This is a genomic window from Pseudomonas sp. PS01298 (genome assembly GCF_029959745.1).
Classification (GTDB): Bacteria; Pseudomonadota; Gammaproteobacteria; order Pseudomonadales; family Pseudomonadaceae; genus Aquipseudomonas; species Aquipseudomonas aylmerensis.
The window spans coordinates 88,354-100,048 of record NZ_JASCPP010000011.1; the positions used below are offsets into that span (position 1 = coordinate 88,354).

Consider the following 11,695-nt stretch of genomic DNA (forward strand, 5'->3'; position numbering starts at 1 on the left):
TGCCAGAAGGGTGCCCAGGCGCAGGTGACGAAATCGACTGCTTGCATGGCAGGGGCGTCCACGGTAGAACCGCTGAAATTCAAATGATCAGAAGGGAAAAATGGCCAACGATCTCATCTACGAGACCTTGCGCAACCGCATCATTGCCGGCCAGTACGAGCCCGGCACGCAGCTCAAGGAAGAACCGCTGGGCAAGGAGTTCGGCCTGAGCCGCACGCCGGTGCGCGCGTCGCTGAAGAAGCTGGTGGACGACGGGCTGGCCGTGATCGAGGCCAATCGTGGTGTGTTCGTGGCCGGCTGGACCCAATGGGATCTGGAAGAGATGTTCAGCTTTCGCGAGCTGCTCGAGCCCCATGCGGCAATGCTCGCGGCCCAGCGTGCGACGCCACAGGACGTGGCCGAGTTGCAGCGTATCAACGAGCAGATGGCAGCTGCCATCGCCGGCAAAGGTGCGGATGTGACCCTGCGTGTGCAGGAAGCCAATCGGGCGTTTCATGGCCAGGTGCTGGAGATCGCCCGCTCGCAACGGCTCAAGTCGATGCTCGCCACGCTGATCGACATGCCGGTGATCACCCGCTCGTTTTTCCTCTACCGTCCGGCGGACCTGGAGCGCAGCCTGCAGCAGCACCTGGACATCACCTACGCCATCGAGCAGAACGACGGCGAGCTGGCCCGGCACGCCATGCAGACCCATATTCGCATGGCCTACCTGCGCTTTATGGCACGCCGCAGCGAGTCGCCCGTTCGTCGATAAAAAAATACAAAACTAAAACAATATGCGTTAGAGTCGGCGCCACGAGACCGGGCAATGACTCCTGCCTGAGATTCACAAGGACCCGAAGAAACACCTGACGTGAGGCTTTCAACACGCCTCAGCGGGAGCCTGCACCCCGGATTCGGCACACACGGCACATTCCAATAATAAAATCAGGTATTCCGTATGAGTATTCAGGACTCCACCACTGAAAAACCGTCGCGTTTTCGCTGGATCGTCGCTGGGCTGTTTTTCCTCGTGTACACCGTGGCGTCGGCCGACCGCGCCAACCTCGGCGTGGCCTTGCCGTTTATCCGCGAGGAATACCCCATGACCAACGCCGAGGCCGGGGCGCTGCTGAGTGTGTTTCTGCTGGCCTACGCCCTGGCGCAGATTCCCTCGGGCTTTGCCTCCAGCCGCTTCGGGGTGCGCAGGATTTTCTCGTTTTCGATGATTGCGACGTCGGTGTTCACTGCGCTGATGGGCACGGTCAATTCGGTGCTGGCGCTGAAGATCTATCGCTTTGCCCTCGGCGTTGCCGAAGGCCCGCTGCCGATTGGCATCGCCTCGACGATCAACCAGTGGTTCCCGGCGAAAGAGAAGGGCACGGCCACCGGTATCTTCCTTGCGGCGGTCAAGTTCGGCCCGGTGATCGTACCGCCGTTGTGCGTGGCGATCGTGGCGATGTGGGGCTGGCGCGAAATTTTCTACATCTTCGCCGTACCGGGGATTTTGCTGTCCATCGCCTGGTATTTCCTGGTGGCCAACCAGCCCGCGCAAAGCCGTTTCGTGAACGCCGGCGAGCTGGCGTATATCACCGATGAAAGCAACAACGTCATCACCCAGAAAACCGCAGGCGCCCAACGCCACTTCAAGCGCCTGGATACGTTTATCCGGGTCCGGCCGGTGGCGCCGATCGCCACCAGTCGTGGCCTGTTTCGCTCCTGGAACGTGGTCGGTTGCGCGCTGAGCTACAGCTTCCAGGTGGGCATCACCATGGTGCTGTTGTCGTGGATTCCCACCTACCTGATGACGGTCAAGCAGTTCTCGATCATGCACATGGGCTTCGTTTCGGCCGCGCCGTGGGTGGGCGCCATTTGCGGCAACCTGCTCGGCGGGATCCTGTCCGACCGCGTGCTGGGCAAGCGGCGCAAGCCGGGGATGATGCTTTCGGCGCTGGCCACGGTCGGCACCATGTACGCCCTGATCAATTCACCGAATGACCCCACGCTGTATGCCGCGCTGTTGTTCCTCACCGGTACGCTGATCAGCATCGGCTACTCCTCCTACATGGTTTACCCGATGGGCCTGGCGACCAAGAAGACCTTCCCGATTGCCAGCTCCATCGTCAACATGGGCGGGCAGTTGGGCGGCGCGGCAGCACCGTTCCTGGTGGGTTTGCTGCTCGACAGCTATGGCTGGTCCCAGGTGTTCCTGTTCATGGCCATCGGCTCGTTCGCCAGCTTCCTGGTGCTGCTGACCATCGCCGAGCCGGTGCCGGTGAGCGAATGACTGCCATATTTTTAAAGTATCCAAACCCCGTTATTTAGATATTTTTCATAGGTGGACGGCACTGATAGGCTCGTAAAAAAACAAGAGAAGTGCCCGGTCATGTTCATACGCCTGTCCACCTCCATGAAACCCTTTACCACCCTGCTGGGCACCCTGGCCCTGATGGGCACGCTGACCAGCTGCGCCAAGGTCGATGTGCACACCGAAAGCGTCGACAAGCCCGAGGCCGATGCGCGCCAGGTGCTGCGCCTGGGCCATGACGGCAATGCCTACCCGTTCCTGGTCTACGCCAACGCCGACCTGTACAACCCGCCCAGTTCCATCGAACGCGCCGTGGTGATCCTGCATGGCGTGCAGCGTGACGGCGACGAGTACTTCAAGACCGGCCGCAAGCTGCTCGGCAATGCGCGCCTGCAGAACACCAGCACGTTGCTGCTGGCGCCGAATTTCCTCACGCCGACCGACTCGGGCATCAGCGATGACATGCCGCTGTGGCCACGCGACAAGTGGATGCACGGCATCGAATCGCAGTACGGCCACAAGGGCATCCCGGCGTTCCATGTGCTGGACGATCTGGTCGCCTATTTGTCCGATCGCCAGCGTTATCCTGCGCTCAAGGAAATCGTGATGGTCAGCCACTCGGCGGGCGCGCAGTTGATGCAGCGCTACGCGGTGATGAATGACCTCGACAGCGGCCTCAAGGCCCATGGCCTGAGCATTCGCTACGTGGTCGCCAGCCCGTCGAGCTACGTGTATTTCGAAGACAGCCGCCTGCAGGACGGCGCGTTCAAGCCGGTCGTGACCATCATGTGCCCCAGCTACAGCCGCTACCGCTATGGCCTCGACGGCGCGCCGGCGTACCTGCTCAAGCAGCACCTGACCAGCCGCCAGGTGTTTGCCCGCTATGCCGCGCGCGACATCACCTATCTGGTCGGCGCCCAGGACAACAACCCCACCAGCCGTGTGCTGGACAGCTCCTGCGGGGCCAGCTACCAGGGCGCGACACGGCTGGATCGCCAGTTGAACTACGTGAGCTACGAGCAGTTCCTGGCCAGCCAATGGCAGATTCCCCTGCGCCATCCCCAGCACACGATCCCGGGGATCGGCCACAACGCGGCACGCCTGCTGGGTGACAAAGCCGTCGCGCGGATGCTGTTTCCCTGAGTTCAACGCTGCTGCCTGACGCCGCGTCTCGATAAAAACAATAAGAGCATTGTATGAGCCAACCTCTCCCGTATACCCGGGCGCCCCGCGCCTGGGGGCCTGGCGCGTTGTCGCTGCTGGCCGCTGCCCTGATCGCTGCCCATGCCCAGGCCGATACGCTGCCATCGTCCGGCACCCTGTTCGATAACAGCCGCTCGGTGCTGCGTCCCACGGACAACGCGCAGCCGGCAGCGCCCGGTAGTGTACACATCGAAAGCCAGCGCGATGAGCCGGCGCCCACTGCCAGCGCCTCGACCTTGCAGCTGCAGGTCAAGCGCTTCGTGGTGAACGGCAATCGCGAACTCAGCGATGCCCAGTTGCAGGCCGTGCTGCAACCCTATGTGGGCAAGACCCTCGGCCTCGACGGCCTGCGCGAAGCCGCGGCGCAAGTCACCGCGCTGTATCGGGCGCGGGGTTACCTGGTGGCGCGGGCGTATCTGCCGGCCCAGGACATCCAGGACGGCCAGGTCATCGTGGGCGTTTCCGAAGGAGTGATCGGCCAGGTCAGCGCCTTGCCGGACGCGAATGTGCGCCTGCGCCCCGGTGTGCAGCAGCAGTTCGTCAACGCATTGCCGACCGGCACGATCATCCGCGAGCAGGACCTGGAGCGCGTGCTGCTGCGCCTGTCCGACATCACCGGAGTGTCGGTGCACGCCATCCTGCGTCCCTCGCAACAGCCGGGTGCGGCCGACATCGTGCTCAAGCTCAGCGAAATGACCGCCTGGACCGCCCGCGCCGCCATCGACAACTACGGCAACTACTACACCGGCACCAACCGCCTCACGTCGAGCGTCAGCCTCAACGATGCACTGGGGATTGGCGACAGTTTTACCGTCACCTCGCAGAACTCCTTCGAAGGCCTGGACATCAAGGGCGTCGGCTACCAGCAGCCGCTCGGTGCCACCGGGATTTCGGTGGGCGCCAACTACGCCGAGCTGGAATACAGCATCGGCAAGAACCTCAAGGGCCTGGATGCGGACGGCACCGCCGAGGTGTCCTCGGTGTTTATCAACAGCGCGCTGCTGCGCTCGCGCGACAGCAACATCAGCTTCAACCTGGCCGAGGATCACCGGCGTTTCGAAGACTCGGCCGGCGGTTTTACCGTGAACAAATCTGCGGTGTTTCGCAGTGCCACGCTGTACGGCAACTGGCGCGATGACTGGCAGGGCAACAATGCCTGGAGCCTGGCGTATGGCATTGGCGACCTGGATAAAAACACCCCTGCCGACGCCGCGCTGGATGCGCTCACCGCCAATGCTGCCGGACGCTACAAGAAGGCCAATGCGAATTTCAGCCGCCTGCAGTACCTGGGCAACGGCTACTCGCTGTTCGGTTCGTTGACCGGCCAGTGGGCCGACAAGAACCTCGATTCTTCGGAAAAACTCAGCCTCGGTGGCCCCAACGGCGTGCGCGCGTATCCGGTCGGAGAAGTGGCGGGCGACGAAGGGCTGCTGGGCCGCCTGGAGCTGCGCAAGTACCTGGGGCGTGTGTCCGGGGCGATTGCCGAGGGCACGCTGTTTGCCGATGCGGGCAAGGTCACGGTCAACAAGAACCCGTGGGACAACAGCGAAAATACCCTCACGCGCTACGGCTATGGCGTGGGCCTGAACCTCTATCACCGCGACCTGGTGATGAACGCCAGCCTGGCGTTTTCGCCGGGTGAAGACCCCACCAGCGACGACCGCGCGGCCAAGCGCCTGTGGTTCTCGATCTCCGGTTCGCCGCAGGCGTTTGCCGGCTTGGCCAGCGACATCGGCTCCAAGGGCGAAGACTTCGAGGTGGCCGAGACCGACACGGTGTTCTACGGCAGCATCGGCATTGTCCCCGAATACGTCGACCGGCGTGGCGCGACCTCGGCCGGGCCGAACGACCAAAGCCGCCTGGCTACGCCCAACGGGCGCAACATGGCGAGCTTCTGGCGCGCCCGCGACAACGTGTCGGCCATCGGTGTGCACGGCGGCTATGGCCTGAGCGAAGACTGGAAGCTGCTGTGGCAGCTCGAATACGGCATCTCGATGAACTACACCGAGAGCAACGATGACTCGGTGGTGAAATCCGCGTCCCCCAGCACCAAGTTGCGCAACACCGGCGCGGCCTTCAATAACGGCGACTACGGCACCTTGCTCTACGGCGTGTGGGACATGCCGATGAAAGAAGCCACCACCAGCCTCGATCCGTTCAACGGCAAGACCAGCGCCGCGTACTTCAACATCATCGGCTCGCCGGGCTTCAGCGCCGGCTTGTCCACCAACGTCAACGGCCCGCAAAGCTACAACGACACCTCGGTGAATGGCGACGCTGCGTTCAACCGGCGCCAGGCCGGCGTGGTGCAGTACTGGACACCGGAGTGGAACGGCCTGCAGCTCAAGCTGGCCTACTCGAACAACGGCATGAGCGCTGCCAGCGACGTCGACAAGGGCTACATCTACGGCAGCAGCCTGGTCTGGAACTACCGGGGTTTCACCGCCGTGGTGGCGGCCGAACGGCACATCAACTACTTCGGCATCACCAACCTGGCCCGCAACGCGCGGGGCGTGGGCAGCAGCACGCATGTCACCGACGGTACCTCCTCGGATGACTTCAGCTTCCGCTACGGCCTGGCCTATACCTTCGGCAACACCACGGTGTCGGCGATTGCCGATGACCTGTCGTACTCCGAAGACGGCGTGATCAATAACAGCACCACCTCCAGCGATCTCTCCGAGTACCGGCGCCGTGCCTACCTGCTCGGCGTGTCGCACAAGATCGGCGCCTGGCGCCTGAAGGCCAGCTACGGCAAGGCGCTGGCCGGCAAATGCGAAATGATCCGCGCCACCGCCGTCGACTGCGACACCCATGGCATGGGCGCCACCCAGTACGCCATCGGCGCCAACTACAAGCTGACCAAGAACATCGATGTGTTCAGCCAGTACGTGCTGCTGAAAAACAACTCCCTGGCCAACTACAACTTCGCCTTGACCGGGGTCTACGCGGCCAGCGGTTACTCGCCGGGCGTGGGCACCACCATCAGCGCCATCGGCACTGGCATCAACTATTCGTTCTGAGGAGCAGGCCATGAGCAAACAACACCGTCACACCGCACTGCCTGTACTCAAGCCCCTGAGTTTTGCCGTGCTCTGCGCCTTGTACGGCCTGGTGCCGATGCCTGCGCTGGCCCTGGACAACAATGCCTTGCCCACCAACGGCCAGGTGGTCGCGGGCAGCGGCACCATCACCAGCAACGGCAATGTCCTTACGGTTAACCAGGGCAGCGACCGCCTGATCGCCACGTGGGACACGTTCAATATCGGCAAGAACGCCCAGGTCAATTTCCTCCAGCCTGGCGCGTCGTCAGTGGCGCTCAACCGGGTGACCGGCAGCGACGGCTCGCAGATCCTCGGCCACCTGAATGCCAACGGCCAGGTGTTCTTGATCAACCCCCAGGGCGTGCTGTTTGGCGCTGGCTCCATGGTGGATGTCGGTGGGCTGGTCGCCAGTTCGCTGAATATTTCCAACAGCGATTTCATGGCCGGCAAGCAGGTGTTTGCCGGCCAGGGCGGCGGTGCAGTGGTCAACCAGGGCACTATCCGCGCGCGGGACGGCGGCAGCGTGGCGCTGCTCGGCAGCCAGGTGCGCAACGAAGGCACGGTGGTTGCGCGGCTGGGTTCGGTGGTGCTCGGCGGCGGTGAAAAAATCACCCTGGATTTCACCGGCGACGGCTTGATTAATGTCGAGGTCAACGACCCGGCCATCGGCGCCAGCGTGATCAATCGCGGTCTGCTCAGCGCCAACGGCGGTGCGGTGACCATGACCGCCCGCGACTCCCAGGCCATGCTCAGCAATGTGGTGAACAACCAGGGCGTGATCGAGGCGCGCAGCCTGCAACAGCGCAACGGCAGGATCATCCTCGATGGCGGCGACAGTGGCGTGGTGGTCAACGGCGGCGTGCTCGATGTCTCGGGCAAGCAGGTGGGTGAACGCGGCGGCAACGTGACCATGACCGGGCAGTATGTCGGCCTGTTCGACAGCGGCCGCATCGATGCCGACGGCGACCTCGGCGGCGGCACGGTGTTGATGGGCGGTGATTACCAGGGTAGCGGCAACCTGCACCAGGCCGACAGCACCTTCATGGGCAGTGACGCGCGCATCAGTGCGAATGCCTTGAGCAGCGGCGACGGTGGCAAAGTCATCCTGTGGTCCAAGGACAACACTCAATTTTACGGCGACATCAGCGTGCGCGGCGCCGGCCGCCAGGGCCGTGGCGGGCTGGTGGAAACCTCCGGGCACGCGCTGGACATCGCCGGCATCGTCGACCTGAGTGCGGTGTCGGGGCAGGGCGGTACGTGGCTGATCGACCCGTTCAACATCAACATCACCAGCGGCGCCAGCAGCGGCACGTCGTCCAGCTCCCCGTTCACGCCGAATGCCGGCGCCAGTTCCAACCTGAGTTCGGCAACGCTCAATGCGTCGTTGTCCGAGGGCGCGAATATCCTGGTGACCACCTCATCGGGCGCCGGCACCTCGGGGGACATCAACGTGCTGTCCAACGTCAAGGGCGTGGGCAACGCGACCCTGACCCTGCAGGCCCACCGCAATATCGTGATGACCAACACCAGCATCAGCAATGGCACCGGCAAGACCCTGAATGTGTCGCTGGTGTCCAACTTCAACAACAGCGGCAACGGCTCGGTGGCCTTGAGCAACGCGAGCATCAGCACCAACGGCGGCAACCTCACCATCAGTGGCGCGGTCGACCCGGCGACGTCCTGGGCCAGCACCAACGTCAGCAATGGCGTGGGTATTTCCTTGACCAACGGTACGCGCATCAGCACCAGCGGCGGCGACATCACCTTGCGCGGCGCCACCTCGTCGAGCCTGGCCGCAGGCTCCACGGCGACCGCGATCAATATCAGCCGCAGCACCCTGGATGCCGGTGGCGGCAATATCAGTATCACTGCGCTGCAGGCCAGCACCACCGGCACCGGCGATGCCTTCGTGCTCACTGGCGGCAGCACACTCCAGACCTCGGGTGTCGGCAACATCAACATCGACAGCAGCAACCTCGGCAGCGGCAATGGCACGCGCATCTTCAGCACCAGCAACACCATCGCCACCACCGGCAGTGGCAACCTCACCTTGCGTGGCAGCGCCGTGTCGGGCAGCGGCGTGCTGGTGTGCTCGACGGCGACAACGTCGACGCAAACCCTGAGCGTCGGCAGCGGCACCTTGACGGTGCAGGGCGCGGCGGATTCGGGCCGAGGTGTGTTCCTCGCGGCTTCGACCACCGGCGTAGTGACGCTGAACGCGGGCGCGGGCGGCGATATCTTCATCGAGGGCCGCAGTGCCGGTGACTCCGGCACGGTGGTCAACTCCACCGGAACCGGCTCGGTGATCAACCTGATCACCCAGGACGGCGACCTGACCTTGAACGGCAACTCGGGACCGGCCTCCAGCGCACCGGGCCTGAGCATTCGCAGCGGCGCCTCGGGTGCGGGCAATGGCGTCAATGTGCTTTCCAGCAGCGGCGATATTCGCCTGCAAGGCACCGCACAAGGGTCGGGGCCGGGGCTGTCGTTCAACGCCACTAACGCGCGCGGCTTCAACAACGTGATGACCGGCGGCAGCGGCAACCTTACCGTCACCGCGCGCAGTGCCAGTGGCGCCGCCTTGAGCTTCGACAACGGCACCAACACCCTGCAAGTGGTGGACGGCACCCTGCGCCTGGACCTCGATACGCCGTCAGGCAACTACCTCAACCAAGGCAACGGCACCGCGTCGATCACCGCCACCGGCAACGGCGCGGTGCTGATCAGTCGCGGCGGCTTGATCCACAACAACCTGCTGGAGACCCGTACCGAACCGACGCGCCAATACCATCAGAGCCAGATGGTCGGCGGCGCCTGGAGCCAGCCGCTCACCGCTCGCAGCCGGGACGCCGATGAGGTGCAGATCGACGTGGAGCGACCGCTATGACCGAGCCGCTGTTCTCCCTGGAGGGCTTCGAATACCTGTGCTACACCCGCGACCATGAAGGCGGCGCGCGTGAACTGGTGCGTTTGCTGCAACTGATCGACCGCAACTACGGCAAATTGTCCGAGCAGTTTTCCCTCAGTGTGTCGCCGGGAATCAGTCCTGGCGAGCTGGAAAGTCACGTGCTGACGCGCATTACCTGCGCGATCACCGCACTGTTTTCCGACCCCGGTTTCAGCCTCAGCCCGGGGGGCTTTGGCCAGTTGATCAACCTGCAGCGCTGGCTGTCCTCGCTGTTTGCCGCGAGTGCCTTTATCAATGCGGATCACATCCTGCGCGCGCTGAACCTGCTGGGGCCCGACGATGGTGACTACCGCCTGGCCGAGCAGGACCTGGTGAAGTTCTGCCTGTTGTATTCGCCGGAATCCCAGTTGCCGCTGGACGTGGACCTGCTGTGGGCGCAGAACCCGACGCTGGCGGCGGCGCTGTGCATGGCGCTGCTGTCGCCGCGCTTTCTCGGCACCCCGGCCGCGCACTCCAAGCGCGAGGCCTTGCTGACCTGGCTGCCGGGGCGCCTGGAGCAACTGGACAGCCTGGACACGCTGCCGCTCAACGTACTGCACGACGTGTACATGCACTGCAGCTACGCCGACTTGCCCGAGCGCCATCGCATCAAGGCCTCGATCAATACGTTGATCGAACGCAAGCTCGCCAGCGTGGGCATCACCAGCGTGCCCCCGGCTGCCGCGCCGGTGCGTGACAAACCGCTGATGCTGGTGCTGCTCGAATGGTTCTCCGGCGGGCATTCGATCTACCGCACGCACTCGCTGACGTTGCAGGCGGCGCGGCGGGATTTCCACGTGGTGGCGCTGGGGTATGCGGCGAACGTGGACGAGCTCGGACGGGCAGTGTTCGATGAGTTTATCGAGCTGTCGGAGCCGGATGACCTGTTTGCCTGCCTGCGGCAGATCTCGGCCATCGCTGGTGCACGCCGGCCCGAGGTGTTCTACATGCCCAGTGTCGGCATGTTCCAGATCACCCTGTTCGCCAGCAACCTGCGCTTCGCGCCGCTGCAGGTGGCCGCCCTCGGGCACCCGGCGACCACGGCGTCGCGGCATATCGACCTGATCAGCGTCGAAGCGGATTTTGTCGGCGACCCCGCGTGCTTTACCGAACGCCTGCTGCAACTGCCGGCGAACGGGCAGCCGTATCGGCCCTCGGCAATTCCGGTGCAGTTGCCACGGCTGCCGCGCGAGGATGCGCCGTGGGTCAACGTCGCCATCGCCGCCACCACCATGAAACTCAACCCGACCTTCCTGCGCGCGTGCGAGGCGATTGCCGTGCGCACGTTGCACACCTGCGGCAAGCGCGTGCGTTTTCACTTCCTGGTGGGGCAGGCGCAAGGGCTGCTGTTCCCGCAACTGGTGCGGCTGATCGAGCGATATGTCGGCGATGCCACGGTGTACCCGCATCAGCCCTATGCCGATTACATGGCCACGTTGAACCGCTGCGACCTGTTCCTTAGCCCATTTCCGTTTGGTAACACCAACGGCATCATCGACGCGCTGACCGTCGGCCTGCCGGGCGTCTGCAAGACCGGCCCGCAAGTGTTCGAGCATATCGACGAAGGGCTGTTTCGCCGAGTCGGCCTTGCGCCGTGGTGCATCGCACAGACCCATGAAGAGTACATAGCGGCCGCTGTGCGCCTGGCAGGCGACTTCGCCGAGCGCAGCGCGCTGTATCGGCACCTGGACACCAGCGCGCCGCTGGAGATTCTGTTCAAGGGCGAGCCTCATGCGTTGAGTGAGGCGTTGTTGGCAGAACTGGGCTGAATCGCGGTATGAGGCCGAGCCTATTGTGGCAAGCGGGCTTTTTTGTGGTGAGCGGGCTTGCCCCGCGTTGGGGGGCGAAGCCCCCCTAAAACCTGAGTACCGGATCTACCTGAGAGACCGCAGCGGTCTTATTGGGGCTGCTGCGCAGCCCAACGCGGGGCAAGCCCGCTCGCCACAAAAAATTGCTGCTGCCATAAACAAGCACGCAGGCCGTGGGAAATTTTGTTCGAGGGCGAGCCTCATGGGTTGAGTGAGGCGTGGTTGGCAGAACTGGGCTGAATCGCGGGATGAGGCCGAGCTTATTGTGGCAAGCGGGCTTTTTTGTGGTGAGCGGGCTTGCCCCGCGTTGGGGGGCGAAGCCCCCCTAAAACCTGAGTACCGGATCTACCTGAAAGACCGCAGCGGTCTTATTGGGGCTGCTGCGCAGCCCAACGCGGGGCAAGCC

The 11,695-nt window shown here is 63.8% G+C and carries 6 protein-coding genes; all 6 read left to right on the forward strand.

The annotated features are described in order from the left end of the window. Positions 1-100 precede the first annotated feature (100 nt). The 6 genes from QMX97_RS07335 (at position 101) to QMX97_RS07360 (ending at position 11,250) form a co-directional block, all read left to right on the forward strand. Positions 101-754 (forward strand): GntR family transcriptional regulator, encoded by a 654-nt coding sequence (locus QMX97_RS07335; RefSeq protein ID WP_106803106.1) that lies wholly within the window; start codon positions 101-103, stop codon positions 752-754. 186 nt (positions 755-940) lie between these two features. Then, positions 941-2,266: an MFS transporter gene (locus QMX97_RS07340; RefSeq protein ID WP_120449262.1), complete on the forward strand. Its 1,326-nt coding sequence runs from the start codon at positions 941-943 to the stop codon at positions 2,264-2,266. Positions 2,267-2,365: 99 nt separating this feature from the next. After that, positions 2,366-3,430: a hypothetical protein gene (locus QMX97_RS07345; RefSeq protein WP_282396625.1), complete on the forward strand. Its 1,065-nt coding sequence runs from the start codon at positions 2,366-2,368 to the stop codon at positions 3,428-3,430. 53 nt (positions 3,431-3,483) lie between these two features. Then, positions 3,484-6,513, forward strand: a complete 3,030-nt coding sequence (locus QMX97_RS07350) for a porin (RefSeq protein ID WP_282396626.1) — start codon at positions 3,484-3,486, stop codon at positions 6,511-6,513. Between the two features lie 10 nt (positions 6,514-6,523). Continuing rightward, on the forward strand, positions 6,524-9,421 hold the full coding sequence (locus tag QMX97_RS07355; protein ID WP_282396627.1) for a filamentous hemagglutinin N-terminal domain-containing protein: 2,898 nt from the start codon (positions 6,524-6,526) through the stop codon (positions 9,419-9,421). Beyond that, a complete protein-coding gene (locus QMX97_RS07360; RefSeq protein ID WP_282396628.1) occupies positions 9,418-11,250 on the forward strand; it encodes a peptide transporter in 1,833 nt (610 codons plus the stop codon). The genes QMX97_RS07355 and QMX97_RS07360 overlap by 4 nt, the downstream gene beginning before the upstream one ends. Positions 11,251-11,695 lie beyond the last annotated feature (445 nt).

Bases quoted from the DNA above. Each gene is read 5' to 3' on its own strand.
- QMX97_RS07335 (WP_106803106.1), top strand. From the start codon at position 101: ATGGCCAACGATCTCATCTACGAGACCTTGCGCAACCGCATCATTGCC.
- QMX97_RS07340 (WP_120449262.1), top strand. From the start codon at position 941: ATGAGTATTCAGGACTCCACCACTGAAAAACCGTCGCGTTTTCGCTGG.
- QMX97_RS07345 (WP_282396625.1), top strand. From the start codon at position 2,366: ATGTTCATACGCCTGTCCACCTCCATGAAACCCTTTACCACCCTGCTG.
- QMX97_RS07350 (WP_282396626.1), top strand. From the start codon at position 3,484: ATGAGCCAACCTCTCCCGTATACCCGGGCGCCCCGCGCCTGGGGGCCT.
- QMX97_RS07355 (WP_282396627.1), top strand. From the start codon at position 6,524: ATGAGCAAACAACACCGTCACACCGCACTGCCTGTACTCAAGCCCCTG.
- QMX97_RS07360 (WP_282396628.1), top strand. From the start codon at position 9,418: ATGACCGAGCCGCTGTTCTCCCTGGAGGGCTTCGAATACCTGTGCTAC.